The 17,977-nt window shown below is 55.0% G+C and carries 25 protein-coding genes; 15 read left to right on the top strand and 10 right to left on the bottom strand.

Translation table 11 applies throughout. The features are described from left to right. Nucleotides 1-89 precede the first annotated feature (89 nt). Entirely contained in the window at nucleotides 90-611 is a 522-nt protein-coding gene (locus F1381_RS11135) for a GNAT family N-acetyltransferase (RefSeq protein ID WP_151734913.1), read from the top strand. Between the two features lie 119 nt (nucleotides 612-730). Continuing rightward, entirely contained in the window at nucleotides 731-976 is a 246-nt protein-coding gene (locus F1381_RS11130) for a hypothetical protein (protein ID WP_151734912.1), read from the top strand. Here the strand turns inward: F1381_RS11130 and F1381_RS11125 are convergent. The 3 genes from F1381_RS11125 to F1381_RS28790 all read right to left on the bottom strand — a co-directional run bounded on the left by F1381_RS11125 (nucleotide 973) and on the right by F1381_RS28790 (nucleotide 2,314). Then, nucleotides 973-1,800 (bottom strand): serine/threonine protein kinase, encoded by an 828-nt coding sequence (locus F1381_RS11125; protein WP_151734911.1) that lies wholly within the window; start codon nucleotides 1,798-1,800, stop codon nucleotides 973-975. The genes F1381_RS11130 and F1381_RS11125 overlap by 4 nt on opposite strands. Nucleotides 1,801-1,898: 98 nt before the next feature. Beyond that, a complete protein-coding gene (locus F1381_RS28795) occupies nucleotides 1,899-2,069 on the bottom strand; it encodes a hypothetical protein (protein ID WP_246187987.1) in 171 nt (56 codons plus the stop codon). Beyond that, on the bottom strand, nucleotides 2,054-2,314 hold the full coding sequence (locus F1381_RS28790) for a hypothetical protein (protein WP_246187986.1): 261 nt from the start codon (nucleotides 2,312-2,314) through the stop codon (nucleotides 2,054-2,056). Before F1381_RS28790 ends, F1381_RS28795 begins: the two co-directional genes overlap by 16 nt. Nucleotides 2,315-2,609: 295 nt before the next feature. On the opposite strand from F1381_RS28790, the gene F1381_RS11115 reads away from it, so the two are divergent. Next, complete coding sequence (locus tag F1381_RS11115; protein WP_151734910.1) at nucleotides 2,610-3,521, top strand: hypothetical protein; 912 nt, start codon at nucleotides 2,610-2,612, stop codon at nucleotides 3,519-3,521. A gap of 84 nt (nucleotides 3,522-3,605) precedes the next feature. Here F1381_RS11115 and thiD read toward each other — a convergent pair whose 3' ends face one another. The 3 genes from thiD to F1381_RS11100 form a co-directional block, all read right to left on the bottom strand. Then, the gene (thiD, locus tag F1381_RS11110) at nucleotides 3,606-4,418 is read right to left on the bottom strand and encodes a bifunctional hydroxymethylpyrimidine kinase/phosphomethylpyrimidine kinase (RefSeq protein WP_151734909.1); all 813 of its coding nucleotides are present in this window, start codon (nucleotides 4,416-4,418) and stop codon (nucleotides 3,606-3,608) included. 138 nt (nucleotides 4,419-4,556) lie between these two features. Further along, on the bottom strand, nucleotides 4,557-5,669 hold the full coding sequence (locus tag F1381_RS11105) for a DUF4850 domain-containing protein (protein WP_151734908.1): 1,113 nt from the start codon (nucleotides 5,667-5,669) through the stop codon (nucleotides 4,557-4,559). Then, nucleotides 5,666-6,202 carry an RNA polymerase sigma factor gene (locus F1381_RS11100; protein WP_151734907.1) on the bottom strand — a complete coding sequence of 179 codons (537 nt, stop codon included), beginning with the start codon at nucleotides 6,200-6,202 and terminating at the stop codon, nucleotides 5,666-5,668. The genes F1381_RS11105 and F1381_RS11100 overlap by 4 nt, the downstream gene beginning before the upstream one ends. A 210-nt stretch (nucleotides 6,203-6,412) precedes the next feature. On the opposite strand from F1381_RS11100, the gene F1381_RS11095 reads away from it, so the two are divergent. Further along, nucleotides 6,413-7,534, top strand: coding sequence for a glycosyltransferase (locus F1381_RS11095; RefSeq protein WP_151734906.1), 1,122 nt, complete (start codon nucleotides 6,413-6,415; stop codon nucleotides 7,532-7,534). A gap of 136 nt (nucleotides 7,535-7,670) precedes the next feature. Here F1381_RS11095 and F1381_RS11090 read toward each other — a convergent pair whose 3' ends face one another. Continuing rightward, entirely contained in the window at nucleotides 7,671-8,429 is a 759-nt protein-coding gene (locus tag F1381_RS11090) for an SGNH/GDSL hydrolase family protein (RefSeq protein ID WP_151734905.1), read from the bottom strand. Nucleotides 8,430-8,637: 208 nt separating this feature from the next. Between F1381_RS11090 and F1381_RS11085 the strand changes: the two genes are divergently transcribed. From F1381_RS11085 to F1381_RS11070, 4 genes are all read left to right on the top strand, one after another. Then, on the top strand, nucleotides 8,638-9,042 hold the full coding sequence (locus F1381_RS11085; protein WP_151734904.1) for a hypothetical protein: 405 nt from the start codon (nucleotides 8,638-8,640) through the stop codon (nucleotides 9,040-9,042). A gap of 82 nt (nucleotides 9,043-9,124) precedes the next feature. Then, nucleotides 9,125-9,457 carry a hypothetical protein gene (locus F1381_RS11080; protein WP_187355292.1) on the top strand — a complete coding sequence of 111 codons (333 nt, stop codon included), beginning with the start codon at nucleotides 9,125-9,127 and terminating at the stop codon, nucleotides 9,455-9,457. 218 nt (nucleotides 9,458-9,675) lie between these two features. Next, nucleotides 9,676-10,047 carry a hypothetical protein gene (locus F1381_RS11075; RefSeq protein WP_151734902.1) on the top strand — a complete coding sequence of 124 codons (372 nt, stop codon included), beginning with the start codon at nucleotides 9,676-9,678 and terminating at the stop codon, nucleotides 10,045-10,047. 17 nt (nucleotides 10,048-10,064) lie between these two features. After that, nucleotides 10,065-11,297: a beta propeller repeat protein gene (locus tag F1381_RS11070; protein ID WP_151734901.1), complete on the top strand. Its 1,233-nt coding sequence runs from the start codon at nucleotides 10,065-10,067 to the stop codon at nucleotides 11,295-11,297. A gap of 72 nt (nucleotides 11,298-11,369) precedes the next feature. Here F1381_RS11070 and F1381_RS11065 read toward each other — a convergent pair whose 3' ends face one another. Beyond that, nucleotides 11,370-12,473, bottom strand: a complete 1,104-nt coding sequence (locus F1381_RS11065; RefSeq protein WP_151734900.1) for a glycosyltransferase family 4 protein — start codon at nucleotides 12,471-12,473, stop codon at nucleotides 11,370-11,372. Nucleotides 12,474-12,560: 87 nt separating this feature from the next. Here F1381_RS11065 and F1381_RS11060 point away from each other — a divergent pair, with 87 nt between their 5' ends. Further along, on the top strand, nucleotides 12,561-13,067 hold the full coding sequence (locus tag F1381_RS11060; protein ID WP_151734899.1) for a DinB family protein: 507 nt from the start codon (nucleotides 12,561-12,563) through the stop codon (nucleotides 13,065-13,067). 33 nt (nucleotides 13,068-13,100) lie between these two features. Here the strand turns inward: F1381_RS11060 and F1381_RS11055 are convergent, their stop codons facing one another. Next, entirely contained in the window at nucleotides 13,101-13,913 is an 813-nt protein-coding gene (locus F1381_RS11055; RefSeq protein WP_246187985.1) for a sugar phosphate isomerase/epimerase family protein, read from the bottom strand. A gap of 211 nt (nucleotides 13,914-14,124) precedes the next feature. Here F1381_RS11055 and F1381_RS11050 point away from each other — a divergent pair, with 211 nt between their 5' ends. Next, the gene (locus F1381_RS11050; protein WP_151734898.1) at nucleotides 14,125-14,517 is read left to right on the top strand and encodes a YkvA family protein; all 393 of its coding nucleotides are present in this window, start codon (nucleotides 14,125-14,127) and stop codon (nucleotides 14,515-14,517) included. A 39-nt stretch (nucleotides 14,518-14,556) separates the two neighbouring features. On the opposite strand, the gene F1381_RS11045 is transcribed toward F1381_RS11050, so the two are convergent. Then, the gene (locus F1381_RS11045) at nucleotides 14,557-14,946 is read right to left on the bottom strand and encodes a winged helix-turn-helix transcriptional regulator (protein ID WP_151734897.1); all 390 of its coding nucleotides are present in this window, start codon (nucleotides 14,944-14,946) and stop codon (nucleotides 14,557-14,559) included. Between the two features lie 150 nt (nucleotides 14,947-15,096). Between F1381_RS11045 and F1381_RS11040 the strand changes: the two genes are divergently transcribed. The 5 genes from F1381_RS11040 (at nucleotide 15,097) to F1381_RS11025 (ending at nucleotide 17,814) form a co-directional block, all read left to right on the top strand. Beyond that, nucleotides 15,097-15,777: an NAD(P)H-dependent oxidoreductase gene (locus F1381_RS11040; protein WP_151734896.1), complete on the top strand. Its 681-nt coding sequence runs from the start codon at nucleotides 15,097-15,099 to the stop codon at nucleotides 15,775-15,777. Between the two features lie 261 nt (nucleotides 15,778-16,038). Further along, entirely contained in the window at nucleotides 16,039-16,452 is a 414-nt protein-coding gene (locus tag F1381_RS11035; protein ID WP_151734895.1) for a CidA/LrgA family protein, read from the top strand. Next, the gene (locus F1381_RS11030; RefSeq protein WP_151734894.1) at nucleotides 16,449-17,138 is read left to right on the top strand and encodes an LrgB family protein; all 690 of its coding nucleotides are present in this window, start codon (nucleotides 16,449-16,451) and stop codon (nucleotides 17,136-17,138) included. The genes F1381_RS11035 and F1381_RS11030 overlap by 4 nt, the downstream gene beginning before the upstream one ends. A gap of 117 nt (nucleotides 17,139-17,255) precedes the next feature. Beyond that, a complete protein-coding gene (locus F1381_RS28225) occupies nucleotides 17,256-17,429 on the top strand; it encodes a hypothetical protein (protein WP_187355291.1) in 174 nt (57 codons plus the stop codon). Nucleotides 17,430-17,628: 199 nt separating this feature from the next. Further along, the gene (locus F1381_RS11025) at nucleotides 17,629-17,814 is read left to right on the top strand and encodes a hypothetical protein (RefSeq protein WP_151734893.1); all 186 of its coding nucleotides are present in this window, start codon (nucleotides 17,629-17,631) and stop codon (nucleotides 17,812-17,814) included. The last annotated feature ends 163 nt before the right edge of the window (nucleotides 17,815-17,977 follow it).

Here is a 17,977-nt window from a genome sequence, read left to right as displayed (position 1 = left end):
CCGTAACGGATGTGCCGCTCACATCGAGGCATTACCTGGAACGGCTCCGGCGTACTGAGGATAACAGAAACAATGAAAGGATACAGCTTATGCCAACCAACGATTTTACCGCTTATTCCGTAAACAAAATGACAGAGAAAGAAGCCCGCAGTATTGCAGAATGGAGATATGAAGCGCCTTACGAGCTCTATAATGTAACGGGAGATTTGGAAGAAATATTGCAGGAGCTGCTGGATGGTTCTTATTATGCCGTGCGCAGCAGCGGGGATGAGCTTGTGGGGTTCTTCTGTTACGGCCGGAACGCCCAGGTTCCAGGAGGATTGCGTCAGGGGCTGTATACAGGTGAGTCAGTGATCGATATCGGGCTTGGCCTCAAGCCGGAGCTGACCGGCCGGGGCCTAGGGCTTGAGTTTCTGCGGGCCGGCATTGCCTATGCCGCCAGAACATTTGCGCCCCGGAAGCTCAGACTAAGCGTCGCCGCATTCAACACACGGGCCATTGCCCTGTACAGCAAGGCCGGGTTTGATCCCGCAGGACAGTTCGATAATACCGCAGACGGGCAGACGATCCGGTTTGTGCTGATGGAGATGGAAGTGCCGGCCTCCGGATAGCCGGCGCAGCACTATGAAAACCAGGTTTTACGCGGCCCTGTGAGATTTGCAAAGGCCCGCTGAATATGTTCTAATTTGAAGTATATTCACCTTATCCATTATTCCAAGGAGGCGGTATCATGTTCAGAAAGCTGATCCAGAAGGTGATGCATTCCGTCGAGCACAGCAGTCACCGGCACTCAAGCAGCCATCGCGGAAGGCGAGGGCACAACCATTATTCCAGCTCCGGGAGGGGGCGGGTAAGCTACCGCCATTCCAGCAGCGCCGGGGCGCGATACGGAAGAGGTTCATCTTCGGACTACCGCCATGGCGGCCACAAAGGGCATAAGTATTATAAGAACCGCTACGGCAGCCATTCGAGCTAAGCATTGTCCGTCAGGCTTTTGAGTTCCGGGAGACTCCGCTGCAAATCGGAGATTAACTCGGAGGTATGGAGATATGGTGTATCCTCGCCAAGCAACCGCAGCAGGATATGCTTAAGCTGTGCCGATAAGGCCAGCTCATCCATCCAGTCCGCCTCTGCCGCATCACGCCCGGGATCAAACCTGGAGTAGAGCATAAAGAGCATCAATTCACCGACGTCGGCCAGATCCGACGGTATACTTGCAGGCCGGGGCATGCCATCCCGGCCTGCTTTGCTGTGCGGATGTCCGGACGGCAGCGGCGAACCCAGCGGCGCTGCCAGTCCGAAATCGATCAGATACAGTTCCCCGCCGCTGATGATGACATTGGGAATCCGGATGTCCAGATGCACATAGCCGCGCTCATGGACATGCTGTACCCGCTCCAGCAGCGTCAAGGTCCAGCGTACGGTGTCCTGCTCCCCGAACGTCTGCCCCTCCCCGAATATCAGATCCTCCAGGGTACGCCCCTCCACGTAATCTGTCACGAGCCAGCAGGAGCGTTGCTCGCGGAAGAAGCCGCGGCACGCCGGTATAAACGGATGCTCCAGCGCTTGCAGCACATCCCTTTCGCATGCCAGCAGCTGCTGACCGATTCCTTTCTTGCTGGGCTTGGCCTGCTTGACCGCCACATCCTGCTCTTCCAGCCGGTCCTTGCAGCGGTAGGTGATGCCATAGCTGCCGGTCCCGAGCGGCGAGATAACGGAGTATCTCCCTGCGAGCACACTGCCCTCCTCAAGAGGGTAGTCCGCCCAGGCCTGCAGGAAATTTTTAATATAATTGTACAAGCCTAATCACCGCCGCCACCGAATTTGCTCCATTATAGCACCGCCGAAGTGCGGCCTGCCACCGCAGCGGGCAATATTGAACCCGGAAGAAGTGCGATTTACCCAGCGTTGACTTCGATAATTGTGCGGATCAGCGTCTTCAGATTCTGATTGGTTGCATTGAGCAGGTCAATGGTGTCCATGAAATCGTTCACCAACTGCGCCTGTTCCTGGGAGGAGCTGGCGATTTCAGCGATTTCACTCTCCATCAGCTTCATGGAATTCTGCACGGCTTGCAGCGACTGCTCGATCCGGCCGGTTGCTTAGCAAACGATTTTTCTACGCCGTTCTGCAAATTCCTGAACTCCTTGTTCTCCTCGTTGAGGAGATCACCCGGTTTAAAATCAAGCGGTAACGATTCGCTGGGGGAGAAGTACAGAAATTTCTCACGGTCAAATAAGGAAATCGCGCAGTCTTCGCGGATGGCTTGCTTGAGATAAGGCATGGCTGCAATAAGAACATCGGTAGTCTTCATGTAATGGGTATCCTTCTTTCCAAAGTTTAGTTAATAAATAATAGTATCTATATGATATCGACCAGATGGGGGCAATTTTTTATGTTTCCTTCCTGTTTCATCGTCTTTGATGTTCTCATACCCGGCCGGATTGAACCTGCGGGGTGCTTGACGGTGACCATTTTTCCGGCACAACATTCCTCTTACTGGAAGCTGCTCATAGGCAAAAGTGGAGAAACAGATACGATCTCTGTTAGAATAGAAGCAGTACCATATACAGGACCAACAGGCATCATTTATAAAAGGAGAAATGAAAGTGAACGACAAACTGAAGCAGGCGTATGAACGATTAGGGTTGCCTGAAAACGCATCCAGGGAGGAAATCAACAAAAGGTTCGATCTGCTGATTAAGCGGCAGCGTTCCAAAAAGAACAAGGATGAGGAAAGGGCGGCGCCGGAAGAGGATTTTCAGACGTTCAAGTTTATTCTGGACACACTGGACAAGCAGGAAATCGCAGAAGCCGAGGAACAGCGGCTGGCCAAATACGGGAAGTTATCGGGGGTTGCCAGCAAGACCGAGCGGTTCTTCCGCCTGTACCGCACGCATGTGATCGTCTCTGTCATTGCCCTCATTGTGCTGGCCGTTGCCGGCAATGCCATTTATAACAATATCCAGCATAAAAAATATCTGGCCTCTCTGCCGCCGCTGGACGCGTCGGTTATGTTCCTCGGCAATTTCGGGGTGCAGGACCCGGACGGTGAGACCGCGCCGCTGGAGCAGGCCTTCATTGAGCAATATCCGGAATGGAAAAGGGTGAGTGCCATGATCACCTATTTGCCGAAGGTCGGAGAAGGCGCAACCGGCTTTGATATGAACTATATGCAGAAAGCCGTGGTGGAGCTGGCGGCCAACCGGCCGAACATTCTGATTCTGGACGAAGAGACGGTGGAATGGATCGGAGGGCAGGAGGGCTTTCAGGACCTGCAGCAGCTGGTCACGGATGGAACACTGGAGAAGGATGACCCCCGTCTGAGATGGGGGACCAACTCCGAGACCGGGCAGGAAGAGCTGTACGCGGTGGATATTACGGACTCGCCGTTCGTTGCGGCGTTGCCGATCAACCGGGCTACCCAGCGGATTCTGATCGGTGTGCTCGCCGATGATGAAGTCAAAGCCAAAGCGCTGGGTCTGATAGCGCACATAGCAACCGAGTCCTCTGCGCAATAAAACGGCAGGACAGCCCGTCTCTTAGAACTTAATGCAAAAAACCGTGTCCCCTGATCAGGAGACACGGTTTCTTTATTTACGGCTTTATTGCTCCAAACGGTAGCCGCCGTGGAAGACGGGGCCTACGTACTGGTTAAAGGCATAGCCGCTACGGATGGCCGCCGAGACGAAATCCTTCGCCTTGGCTACGGCATCGTGAACGGACAGGCCGTTCGCCAGGCCGCCGGTGATGGCGGCGGCGAAGGTGCAGCCTGCGCCGTGGTTATAGGCCGGTTCAATCTTGGCCGTCTCCAGTACGGTGAATTCGGTGCCGTCGAAGAATACGTCGATGGCGGCGTCTCCGCCCAGAGCCTTGCCGCCCTTCACGACGACATTCTTCGTGCCGAGCTTGTGAATCAGGCGGGCGGCTTCCTTCATGTCTTCAATGGTGCTAAGCTTGCCCAATCCGGAGAGCACGCCGGCTTCGAACAGGTTCGGGGTCGCAACGGTTGCCAGCGGAAGCAGCAAATCGCGGATCGCGTTGGCGCTCTCCGGATTCAGCACTTCATCTTCGCCCTTGCAGACCATAACCGGGTCAATGACCACATTCTGCTGCCGGCTTGCCTTGATGGCTTGCTCGGCTACCTGCACGATTTCCACGCTGCCGAGCATCCCGGTCTTCATGGCGTCGACAGGCCCGCCGGCAAAAACGGTCTTGAGCTGCTCGGCGACAATAGCCGGATCGACCGGGTACACATTATGATGCCAGCCGTTGTCCGGGTCCATCGTTACGATCGTGGTCAGCGCGCTGAAGCCGTAAGTGCCATATTCCTCAAAGGTCTTGAGGTCGGCCTGAATGCCTGCGCCTCCGCTGGAGTCACTGCCGGCAATGGTTAACGTTTTGATGATTTTTGACAAAGCAAACGTCCCCTTTTAATTTACGGATTGTTGAATTTTGACTCGGATGAATCAGTAAACTCTCCGCTATTATAACACCAATCGGCGACATCGTCCGCAAAATCACCTATAAAGTGAGCTTTCCTGCCCCCGGCGCGCCTAACGCTGAGCCTCCGCGCTGTCCGCCGGGTTACCGTCCGCAGGGGCGGGAACTTCCAGTGCTCCCCTGTGGGCCAGGAAGAAATCCAGTATGGCTTCCAGCGCTTCGTTCTGTGCGGAGTCCGGGGCGAGCGCAACCTCGATCTGGCGGAGATGATAGCCCCATTCGCCTTCCTCATAATAGATTGCGCCTGCTTTTACATATCCGTCCTCATCCGTCGCCAGGGTATAGCGGACCGTCCGCTGTTCAGCATCCAGAACCTCCCGGCTGGTAAAGTTCATGGGTTCAAAGCTGTAGCCGTATTCTTCGGCCCATTCCGCTTTGCCGGGGTAATAACTGCCGATGGTGACGACTGCACAGCCATGGCAGCTCCAGGCATTGTCGGAGTACCGCAGGGTCTGCAGCGGGTCATCCGGGTCCTGGAAATCGGCCCCGTAGGAGCCGTTCGCCCCGATAAACGCCGAGCCCTGCCAGCTCTTCGGGGCCAGCAGCAGGTAGCCGCTCCCGTCGTTTGCGCGGTAGACCAGCGCTGCTTGCAGTGCGCCCATGAGCCCGGCAGGCACGGGATCGTTCATCTCCGGCAGGGCCGGCGGCCCCTCTGTGGCGGGGCCGCTGCCGTCATCCAGGCTGGGAACCGCTAGGATGGTGGTCAGCGGCAGCGGTACGCTGGCCTTTCCGCCTCCGGCGGCGGGGAAGGCTACCAGCGGCTGGGGCGGCTCCGCATCGGGAGCGGGCGTGCCGGGGCCTTCTTCGCCTCCTATGCCCGGAAGGCTATCGCCGTCTATGTTGCCGTTGTTGCCGGCGCTATCGCCTGCGTCCGTGCTGCCGCCGGTGTCAGCGTTCCCTCCGGCGTTCACACCGTCCGCCGCCGGCGGCACCGCCGCTTCCGGCCCCGGCGCGTAGCCGCCGAACCAGCCGCTGCTGTATCCGGCCAGCAGCAGCACCGCCGTCAGCGGCAGCAGCGCAATGGCATATCTCCAGCGGCGCCTCCCGCCGCGCGGCGTCTCAGCCAGCCGCCGCTCCACGTTCCGCCGCATCTCCGGGGTGAAGCTGCCGTCTCCGAACGGCTTGTCCTTTAAGTGCTCTTCCCATTGCTCATGCTCCTTGCTCATGATTCGTTCAGCTCCTTCTCCAGACACCGGGCCGCCTTCCGGCGTGCCCGCTGCAGCCTGGACTTGACTGCCGGCACCGAGAGGCCCAGGGTACCGGCCATTTCCTCCATCGACAACCCGTAATGGGCGTGCAGCATCAGCACCTCCCGGTCTTTGCGGGGCAGCTTCAGTACCAGCGCCCACACTTCCCCGTGCAGCGACGTTTGCAGAAATTCATCTTCGGCCGAACGGGCCGCGCCGTTCACACCGGGGGCTTCCTGCAGGGTTACCCTGCGGACAAAGCTGTTGCTGCGGAAGGTCAGGAAGCGGCCTCTGGCGATCCGCAGCAGCCAGGTCTTGACCGAGGCGTCGCCCCGGAATCCGCCCATATATTTATAGGCCCGGATGAAGGTTTCCTGGGCGATATCGTCGGCGGCGCTGCGGCTGCCGGAGAGGAAGTAAGCATAGTTCCATACATCGTCCCCGTACGTTTCCATCAGCGCCTGCAGTTCACCGGCTTCCATCAAGGCGTTCTCTTTGCGCGTGCTGCTCATGCGGTTCCTCCTTCTATACACCATATTGACCCCAGCATCTGCGGAAAAGTTTCTTTTTGAATCCTGCTTCGCCAATAAAAAAATTTGCGCCTGCAGATTGCCTCACGTTGTAGGTGAGTACAAGAGTTCCTTGCGGGAGCAGGTGCATATCAATAAAGGGATAATCGCTTTTAAGAATTTCAATAAGCGTGCAGGAGGAACAAGGGACTTATGTTGGAAATCAGCTTGTGCATGATCGTCCGCAATGAAGAGAACAGTCTGCCCCGCTGCTTGTCGTCGGTCCGGAGGATTGCCGATGAGATCATCATCGTCGATACGGGGTCGTCGGACAGGACCAAAGAGATCGCTGCGTCCTTCGGGGCCGTCCTTTACGATTTTGTCTGGATCGACGATTTCTCCGCCGCGCGGAACTATGCCTTCAGCAAGGCGACGAAGGAATATATCCTCTGGCTGGACGCCGACGACTATCTGAAGGAGGAGGACCAGACCCGGCTGGAGGCACTGAAGCGTACGCTTTCGCCCGAGGTGGACAGCGTCAGCATGCAGTATAATCTGGCCTTTGACAGTGAGGGCCGGGTGCTGACTTCCCTCCGGCGCAACCGGCTCGTGCGCCGCAGCCGCAATTTCCGCTGGATCGGTCCGGTGCATGAATACCTGGAGGTGTACGGCAACCTCTACAGCAGCGATGTCTGCGTCACCCATGAGAAAGATAAAGCTTATACAGACCGTAATCTGCGGATTTACCGCAAACGGGAGGCGGAAGGGGAGAGCTTCTCGCCGCGCGACCAGTTTTATTATGCCAACGAGCTGCGCGACCATGGACTTGCCGCAGAGGCGGCCGCTTACTATGAGCGGTTTCTGGACGGGGGGCAGGGCTGGATTGAGGATAACCTGCAAGCCTGCCTGCGGCTGGGAGAATGCCGCCAGCAGCTGGGCGATTACACCGGGGCTTTCTCTGCGCTCTGCCGGGCGCTGCAATACGATAAGCCAAGGCCTGAGCTGTGCTGCCGGCTGGCAGCCTGGCATCTCGACAAAGGTCAATACCATCCTGCCATCTACTGGTACGAGACCGCACTGCTGCTGCCGCGTCCGGCCGATTCCATGGGAATGTGGAATGAGGCATATGCCACCTGGCTGCCCAACCTGCAGCTGGCCTTATGTTATGACCGCACCGGCGAGCGGGAGAAGGCCAATTTCTACAATGAAACCGCGCTGTGCTACCAGCCGAGTCATCCCAGCATGCTCTATAACCGCGAATATTTCCGGAATGTCCTCGGCGATAAGTATGTGTCTTTGCAGCCGGGAGTTTCCGGTTCCGGCAGTAGCGGATAAAGTTTGCCGCTGAAGTCCTGAAACCAAAAGACCTCCCGGCAGCTCATAGGCTTTCGGGAGGCGGGAACGGCGGTACAGCCGCGGTTATTGTCTGTGCACAGGACGGGAGCAGGCAGCCATAAGGGCAGTGCCTGAACTAATATGCGGATGCCGGGTGGAAGCCTCCGTCCTGCAGCAGCTGCGGTTCGCTGCTGCGGATGAAGCTCAGCACCTTGTCATAGATAACGCGGTGCCCTTCCCGGTTCGGGTGAATACCATCTACACAGATGAGCCTGGTAAAGTCCGGCTCCTGGAGGAATGCGCTGCGGATATCGATCAGCCGTGTGCCGGTGCTCTCCGCTACCTTCATAATGGTTGAGTTGTATTTCTCCTGCCACCAGTAGATTTTAGTTACGCTGCCAAGCCATTTCAGAATGTTGCTTTCGGATTTCGGGTTATTGCCGCCCACCCATTTGAAATAGCTCTCCGCATTCAGCGGCGGCAAATTCATCAGGACGGGCACGATGTTCTGTTCCCGCAAATATCCGATCATATCAAGGAGCATCGCTTCGAAAGCCGGAAATGCCGTTTTCGGACTATGCTCCCCGTCTGGATTTATAGCAATCTCTTCCCAATGAAAATCGCAGTCGTTGCCGCCGTATTCAATCAGTACCACATCAGGCTTTTCCTTCGGAACATCCCGCTTCAGGTTGCCGAAGCCCTTGACCAGTGTATTTCCGAACCTTGCCGTGTTGCGTAGTCCACCTTTCAGCTTGTCCTGGAGCAGTGAAACATAATTATCCTCCAGAATGACATATTTGCTTCTTGCCTCATCGTAAATGACACCTTTGGAAATGGAATCGCCGCTGACCATGGTTTTAAAGCTTAGGCCGCCGCTCTCTGCCCGGATATTCATCGTTATCATCGCCTCGTCTTTGTGCTGATCTTCCGTCTGTTTCTATAAGTTTACCCCTGCCGGCGGGTTTATGCCTATAGACAGATGTCATGGTTTTACCGCCGCTCCGGCCTTCTCCTGAATAAACAGGCCCCAAAGGTCCAAACAACTGCAGCAATCCTCCATATGCTGATTGTAAGCTCACTAACCGATATAAGGAGGTTTGGTTATGGTACAGCTAGTTGATTTCAGTAAAAGTACCGTGAACAGCTTTAGCCAGTCGCTCGCCGTCCCGGTTGCTGCTGCGCCCTCCAGTACGCTTCTTACCAACTTTGGGTTGTTTGTCATGCAAGGGGGCAATGTGCTGCTGAATGCTACAATCGGAATGCAGTCTGTTGGCGGCTCGCCGATTCTGATGTTTATACTGGCACGGAACGGAACGCCTATTTTTACAATTCAAAGCCAAATTAACGGCGTAGGAGTATTTGAAGACGTTACTTTCAGCTATGTGGATACTAATATCCCCACCGGATACTACAGTTACACAATGAGTGTCTCGCAGGTCAATTCTGCCGCTGTGAATGCGGCCAATGTGGTGGGTCCCGCCGATTTCTCGGGACTCTCGATGGGGTGAGCGGAGTATGGCGCAGATTATAGATTTCGGTAAAAATGTTCCTTCCAGCTTCAGTCAGACGACATCTTTTTCCGTTCAAACATTGCCCAACAGCACGATTCTGGGTCAGTTTGGCCTTAATGTGGCGGCGGGAGGATACGCTTTGCTGCAGGCGACAATAGGGCTGCAGAACACTGGCGGGACGCCTGGTGCCGATTGTATTTATACTATCGTCCGTAACGGAGCGGCCATCTTTTCGATACGGGCAGGGAGCGTTCCGGCGGGAGGATTCGACGGGGTAAGCTTTTCGTATATGGACAGCGGCCTTCCAGCCGGCTATTACGCCTATGGACTCACCGTTTCCGCTTACTCCGGGGCCACTCCGCCAAACATTGTCGGACCGCTGATCTTCTCGGGTTTGTCGCTGTCCATGTGATTTTTGATGGGGATGCATAAGCATCCCTTTTTTTGCGGCAGAAGTATACCCCGGGGTCCCCGCAAACAATTGAAACAGTTTCCTGCTAAGCCCCACTCATTGGACAAAATCCGCCATCATAATTATATAAAAGCGGTCATTTGAAGATGGGAGGAATATTATGCGAACCATTGTTAGAAGAGCCTTCTCTTCCGGCGGCCGGAGGGGGGTGGAGGAGCATGCCGTATACCACGGGCGCCGTCTATAACCCGCCGGCAGGCCTGAATCATATCGACCGGATACAGGTTTCCTGCCTGAATGATTCCACTATGGTGCCGATCAATTTGAATCTGCAGATTTTTCATTTCCGCGGCGTCAATTTCACCCGTGTCCCGGTCGGAGAGGCACTGTTCCAGATCAACGCCCAGCAATTAATTGTACAGACCTATTCCGTAAATATTGCAGATTATTATGAAGTGCAGATGAACTTCTACAGTGCAGTCAACACGATGATCAACGTATTCGCACTCGATGCCGCAGGCAATGTATTGGACCGGATTTTGCAGCCTGAGCTTACATACATTGACCGGTTGTCCATCATTCCAACGTGAGCCAAGGGGGATAGGCCATGGTAAATGTCAATGTGACCGCAGCGCTGCCGGGTAACCATATCGAGCCTTCGATTGCGGTCAGTTTGCTTGACCCGAACATCATGTGCGTGGTGGCGGTGGATGACAGCACCGGTACGGCACTGACCGGATTCTACCGGTCGCTGGACGGCGGCCAGACCTGGTCAAATACCATTCTGCCGCAGGCACCGGGCTTTACGAGCGCCGAGGCGCCGACGATTGATTATACGTTCCCGAGCACCTTTATCGTCGCCGTACATTTTTTCAATGAATTCGATGACGGTACGATCGCTACTTACACTTCCTTTGATAATGGGGCAACCTTTAATCCGCCGGTAATTGTCCGCAGGGGGTATGGAACTTATCTGCATAATGATGAACCGTTTCTGGCTTCGGATTTCTCACCCTCAAGCCCGTATCTGGGCAATGTTTATGTCGGTTATACACCGCTTTATAATCTGGCGGTGAATTCGGCGATCTTCTTCCAGCGTTCGCTGAACCAAGGCTTGTCCTGGGAGCCGCCGATCCGCATTTCGGACCCGCGCGGCCGGATCGAGCGAGCCGCGCTGGTCGTCGGGCTCGCAGGTCAAGTGTACGCGGGTTATATCCTAATTGGCGGAGGACCAACCTATGCACTGGTGCGGGCCTCACAGGACGGCGGAGCAACCTTCAGTCCGCCAGCCAACCGCGGGGCTACTTTCATTGCCAATACCGTGCCGGTGCCCAGTCCATTGCCCGTGCCGGGGTATGCCTTCCGCGTCCAGACCAATCTGGCCCTCGGGGCCGATATTTCCGATGGCCAGTTCGCAGGCTCTGTATATGCAGTATGGAATGATTTCCGGCAAGGCTATGCCGACATTTTCTTCTCGCGTTCACCGGACGGCCTCCTGTGGTCGACGCCGGTCAGTATCACCGGCTCACCGCCCGGCTCCCAGAATTTCTCGCCGTCCATTACGGTCTCGCCCTCTACTGGAACGATACGTGTGATTTATTATACGAACCGGGTGAACGGTTTTCTGCTGGATGTGTTTGTGGCGGAGTCCATCAACAGCGGCCTGTCCTTCGTTAACCGGAGGCTTACCGATGTGTCCACCAATCCGAACGGCAATTCGCCGACGCCGGTTCCGCTTATCGGCGACTATATTACGGCGGCAACCCAGTTCCCCAATACGCTGGCGGCGGTGTGGAATGACTCCCGCTTAGGGAAGCAGGATGTCATCTTCGGCAATTAACGAAGCCGGATATAAGAAACAGCAGCAAATTCCCCGCCTCAGGGAATTTGCTGCTGTTTGGTTTGTCGGCAGTCAGCCTTTGCCGCCCCAATAGCTGCTGAGCTTACGGAAGCGGGTGGTTTTGGGCGTTTGCGGCGCCGGCGTGCCGGACAGGATACGGCGGATCGCCTCCTCCATTTTCTTCACGCTGTTCTCCCAGGTCCAGGCCGCCGAATCGGCTTCGCCCTTCTGGGCCAGCCGGCTGCGCAGCGAGTGGTCCATGACCAGACGGGCTACATCCGAGGCCAGCCGGTTCTCATACCGGTAAGAGAGCAGGCAATTCTCCTCATGGCGGGCATATTCCAGATTCCCGCCGGAGTATACGGAAGCGAGTGCAGCCCCGCAGCGCATCGCCTCCAGACCCGGCAGGGAGCCGGTATCGAAGCTGCTGGAGCTGACGAAGATATCGGCGCAATTGTAATGGTAGCAGAGCTCTGCGTCATTCTGCGGTGTGAAGAAGCGGTATTTCCCGCTTGCCTTCATCGCCTGCAGGGAAGGGGAAGAATAGAATTCATCCGGCGGGCTGATGAAGTTGATGTTTACATGAGGCAGATTTGCTTTGACGTTATCGAGCTGCTGCACCAGATAGCTTTGCTCACGGTGCCAGGAGAAGCCGTTCTCCTCTTTGCGGAGGATGGCGGTAATGTTCAGCGGTTCCTGAAGACGGTGACGGATGTTCATATTCCGGAAAGCGGCACTGATTCCGACCGGGACAATACTGCCGGTGATTCCATGGTTCAGTTCAATCAGATCCTGCTGCCATTGTGATAAAACTACTAAATTTGCAGTGGTATGATAGGAAGGAAAGGACTTCTCGTTCTCCGGCAGAAACAGCGGCTCATAGCAGAGGGACAGCCGCACATGTACGCCTTTTCCATTTTGGCTGGCCGCTTCGGCAATTGGGACGGTAGTGTAGAAGTTCGAGACGATGACATCGGCATTTGGAAAGTCTGTTTCCCTCAACAGCGTATAATCGGTGCGCAGCAGTGTGGAGTGGACTGTATATGAAACGTCACCTCCCAGCGGCATCAGAATAACAACCTGGTGGCCCATGGCTGTGAGGCCGTTGGTAAGCTCAACCAGCATCCGCTGCGCACCGCCATGACATAAGGTGAGAATGGGAAAGGTAAATCTCAAGGCAGATCGCTTCCCTTCTGGTAATGGGGTGTACAGGCAATTTACACAGGCGTTTTGCTATTATATTATTCACGGGAGGCGTGGAAGGTGAGCGAAATTATAACAGAATGCATGCGGAAGCTGGATCAGTCACTGGGTTATTTGCAGGTTGCGGTGAGGGGATTGCCGGTAGAGAAAATCTGGCACCGGCCAAGGCCGAAGATGAACGCCATCGGTAATCTCTGTCTGCATCTGGCGGGTAACGAAGCCCAGCATCTGGGCGGGGCGATCGGCGGATCGGGGGTGGTGCGTGACCGCCCGGGCGAATTTCTCACCCGTGGGGGAATGAGCGGGGAAGCGCTTCTGGACCGCCTGCGGACAGTCAGGGATGAGAGCTGGAGCGTTGTCCGCGGCCTGACAGCGGCAGACTTGGAGCGGGTTGTAACGGTGTACTATCCGGAGAACTCCGGGGTAGAGAGCTATCAATGGAGCATTCAGAAGGTACTGATCGGTACGGCAGAGCACTTTGCCTACCATACCGGCCAGATTGTGTATGCTTCCCGGTGGCTGCAGGACGAGGACATTCATCTGCTGAACTGGAAGCATTACGATTAAGCAGCGTACTATTCTCACTTCACGGTACATTTTTTATTTACGTAAGCTGTTCAGCAATTCCACCGTTTCCTTAATCTCGCCGCCGGTGATTTCCTCAAGGGATACATCGATCATCGGTTTGCAGGCTTCGAGCTTCTCCAGGAACCGGGCCGTATGGAACAAGCCGTTGCCGGACTTGCCATGGCGGATTTGTCCGCCTTCGGCATAGATATCCTTCAGGTGGGCCAGAATGATCCGGTCGCCGAACAGCTCGAACGACTGGTCGATGATCTGATCCTGCAAGTCCACGTCGGTCCCGATCAAGTTGCACGGATCAAGCACGACGCCGATGGCGCTCGAAGGAACCTCATCGAGAATCCGCCGCATCTTCTCCGGAGTCGAAAGGGTGTGTGTGGATACGCCTTCAAGAGCCAGGAAGACGCCCCATTTCTCCGCCTCTTCCGCCAGTTCCTGGACGGTGGCTTTGAAGATATCCCAACCGATCGTCTCATAGCGTTCTGCATCGAATGGCTTGAAGGTAGTCAGGCCCCCGCTTTCGGTGGCGACCATGGGTGCGCCGAAGTGACGGGCATAACGCAAATGCTCCTTAAACCGGTCAATCTCCGCCCGGCGGATGACGGGGTCGGGATGGATCGGGTCGATATAGCAGCCTAGTACACCGATGCGGATGCCCGCACGCTCGAAATGTTCCCCGATATAGTTGGCAAGTCCGGGGCTGAGCTTACCTGTAGATAAGTCGATATCGGCAATCGCCTTGGAAAGCGCAAGCTGCACAAAGTCAATACCGTAGGTGGCCAGCTCGGCAGTAAGGGTCTTGAGCGGAAGACGACCGGCCGTATGCGCCAAAGTTCCGTATCTGATAGCAAACCTCTCCTTCCACACAGCATAATAGTTTCACAGTATCCATACTAAATTATCCGTTTTTGTACTGGCAACACTAAACTTTTTTACCTCATATGGTGAATTCCGCATCCCGGCGGCAGGAACGGCTCGTTTCAACCGTATGAAACGGCGGTATGTAAGTTTCATAATGGAAGAAGACAGGAGGGAACTAACGATGAAGGAGCATCAAGAACAGCAGCTGCCGGTGGAAGGGAAGGGGACTGAACTGGCTGAGACTTTCAAGTATCAGCGTGAGAATGAAGCGCTGGTCAAAAAAGGCTTCTGGAGCAAGCTGCGCAAGTTCGCCGGCAGAATTCCATTCACCAAAGAAGCGGTAGCGATGTACTATTGCGCCATTGACGCCAAAACCCCCCTATGGGCCAAAGGGATTGCCTTCGGGGCGCTGGCTTACTTCATTTCACCGCTGGATACGATTCCCGATGCGTTCATCGGCCTCGGGCTTACCGACGATGCCGCAATTATCGCCGCCGGTGTCCGGGCGCTGGCCGGCCAGGTGACGGAGGAGCACCGGCAGAAATCGGAGGATTTTTTCACCGAGGATGAATAGTCTGCGGCCGCTTGATGCTGCGCTGCAGACAGAAACCTGTTATAGCTGTACCTTCTCCTCTTCCGGGCAGCTCTCTGCGGAGAGCTGTTTGCTCTGGTATACCAGGCCCCACTCTTTCATCAGCTGGATAATCGGAATCAGCGTCCGACCGAAATCAGTCAGGGAATATTCCACTTTCGGAGGAACCTGCTGATATACCTCACGGTGTACAACACCGTCCTCCTCCAGCTCGCGCAGCTGCAGCGTCAGCATACGCTGGGTAATGCCGGGACAGATTCTGCGGAATTCGTTGAACCGCTTGCTTCCGTCCATTAAATGATAGAGCAGTACACCTTTCCATTTGCCTCCGATAACATCCAGCGTATACTCCACCGGACAGGCAACGGCGCCTTCCGGACATTCGCCAAACCCGCCTTTACGGTCGCGCATAATCATTGCACCCCTTACGGTATCATTTTGTATACTACATATCAAAAATGTGCGTACTTCCAACCTTGCTGTATATATCTTAAGATTAGCTCGTAAGCAGGTGACCGTCAATTCATAAACCTAAACCGGAGCGAAAGGATGTAATGAAAAATGGAAGCAACAGCATCAGCAAGTATTAAAGAAGCTATTTTATCAGCTTTTACATTCAGACATGCGACCAAGGAGTTCGATGGCAGCCGTAAAATCAGCGATGAGGATTTCCGGTTTATCCTGGAAACCGCACGCCTCTCGCCAAGCTCCTTCGGATTCGAGCCGTGGCGGTTCGTCGTAGTTCAAAGCCCGGAATTGCGCGGGAAGCTGAAGCCTTACGCCTGGGGAGCGCAGAAACAGCTGCCTACAGCCAGCCACTTCGTGCTGATCCTTGCCCGGCTGCCGCAAGACATGGCTGCAGGCTCGGCCTATCTGCGCAGTATGACGGAAGAAGTGCAGCAGCTGCCTCCGGAAGTGGCGGCCGGCAAGCAGAAGGCGTTTGCCGAATTTCTGGACCGCGATTTCCGGCTGGCAGGCAACGAACGGGCTATGTTCGAGTGGGCTGCCCGCCAGACGTATCTCGCGCTCGGCAATATGATGACTGCCGCCGCGCAGATCGGCATCGACTCCTGTCCGATTGAAGGCTTCAATAAACCCGCCATTGAAGAAATCCTGACAGCGGAAGGGGTTATGGACCCCGAACATTTCGGAATCGCCTGCATGGCGGCCTTCGGCTACAGACTGCATGAGCCCCGCGAGAAGACCCGGCAAAGTGCTGATCAGGTTATCCAGTGGATATAAACGGCCCCGGGCCCAAGCTTCAAGCTTACAAACCAGCCTTTCTGAAAGTGGATTTTTACGGTCTGCTGTCAGAGAGGCTTTTTTGTTATGAGTATCATTTCCCGTACACAGTTCGGCTGCAAATGGCGAATTTAATTTCAGAAATTCGATTTATGTAATTGAAAATTTACTGAAATGTCTGATACCCTTATAAAGGTAGTTTTCAGAGGAAGCCTTTAGGCTATATCATTCTATTTCCAGATTGAAGGGATTCTTTGCATCATGAAAATATTACGCATCATTGCCCAGGTCGGAGTGCTGTATCTGTTCTTCCTGGCCGGAGAATTTCTGCAGAAGCAGCTGCAGCTCCCGATTCCCGGCAGTATCGTCGGACTGCTGCTGCTGTTTGTACTTCTGCTCCTCAAGATTGTGCCGGTGAAAATGATTGAGGAGGGCTCCTCGTTCATCCTTGCCTATCTGCCGATGTTCTTCATCCCGGCAACGGCGGGCATTATGAACCACTTGGACATCTTCAGCGGCAAAGGCCTGCTGCTGATCGGCATTCTGGTCATCAGCAGCGTAATTACGATGGCGGTGACAGCGCATTCCAGCCAGTGGATTGCCCGCCGCAGCAAAGGGCTCCAGCCCCGTCGCAGAATCGTTGTCGGGATCGGAAAGAAGGAGAAGGAAGCATGAACTTGCTGCTTGCCCTTGCTTTTATTGCGCTGAGTGTCGGTGTCTACCTCCTTATGTCCATGCTCTATAAACGCTACCGGCTGCCGGTGCTGCTGCCCGCCCTGACCGCGACGTTTACAGTAGTTGTTCTCTTGCTGGGCTTACATATTTCCTACGAAACCTATATGATCGGCGGAGAGTGGATCAACCGTCTGCTTGGCCCAGCCGTAGTGTCCTTGGCATATCCCTTGTATAAGCAGCGTCATGTTCTCTGGAATAATCTGCCGGCAGTGTTGGGCGGGACCTTTACAGGACTGCTGGTCGGCATGTTCAGCGGTCTGCTGCTGGCGCTGTGGTTCGGGTTCTCCAAAATCTATGTTCTGTCGGTGCTGCCGAAATCCATTACAACTGCCGTGGCCATTCAGATTTCCGGCAACCTCGGAGGAGATGCATCGCTGACCTCGGTGTTCGTCATGATTGCCGGTTTCACGGGGGCGATTGGCGGACCTTATATCATTAAGCTGTTCCGCATCCGCGGCGAAGCGGGAATCGGGATCGGGCTGGGTACAGCCTCCCATGCCCTTGGCACCGCCAAAGCACTGGAATACGGCGAGCAGGCGGTATCCATGAGCTCGGTGGCGATGACGGTCTCCGCCATTGTCGGTTCCATTGTCGGACCGGTAGCCGCATGGATGCTGTATCATTAGGTTCCGGAAATTTCCTTAGGATTAGCAGGTATAAATTATGTTTGTAAAATTGCCTATCGGGTAACTATAACTAGGGAAAGACAGCAACACCTATATAACCGATAGGAGGGAATTGTCATGCCGGACTACAGTCAAGATGAAGCGAAGATCCGCAACAAGGAAAATAAAGACGGCGATTCGCTGGCCGAACGCAAGAAAATGGAGAATGGTGTGGACATAGAGCCCGAAGCCGATGATTGGGTTGCCAAGCCGGCCGAATCCGCCCATCCCGACCCGCTTCCCAAAAACTAAGATTTTGATCTGCAGACAGGCCATCCTTCGGGTGGTCTGTTTTTGTTGCTGCTGTGCCTTTAATGGAGCATCCGCGTATTGAAGCCTGTGGAAAATCATGTATACTGGATTCAAGTACAACCCCACCAGGAGTCAGCTTCCGGGAGCACCTGCAGCTTTATCCATGGTTAAGTAAATCAGCTTGCGGGGAGGAATGAACATGCGCAGACGGGACAACGGCAGCCGGCACCGCCAGAAACGTTCCGACGGCTACAGCGGCAGTCTGGAGAAAAAGTATCAGTCGGAGGTCGGCGTACGCAGCGAATTAAAGCCGGATTTACAGAAACCGCAATTCGGCGGCTCCACCATGAGCCAGATGGTGAACCAGGCAGACCCTAAAGAATAATACACGTGTCATACTCCGGCAGAGTGCTGTCTGGCCCGGAGCGGCCTGCTGAATTCGTCCAGCCCGTGATTTCCCCCGTATGCCGGGGGTTTTTGTTTGTCCGGAACAATGTATAAGTCTGCCGCTGCATTGGCATACTACTTCGCGACAGCTTGGCTTTGGT

The sequence above is a fragment of the Paenibacillus tengchongensis genome, assembly GCF_008973665.1.
Taxonomy (GTDB): Bacteria; Bacillota; Bacilli; order Paenibacillales; family Paenibacillaceae; genus Paenibacillus_AQ; species Paenibacillus_AQ tengchongensis.
Note: the sequence above shows the minus strand (reverse complement) of the source record. Positions and strands in the feature narration are given on the sequence as shown.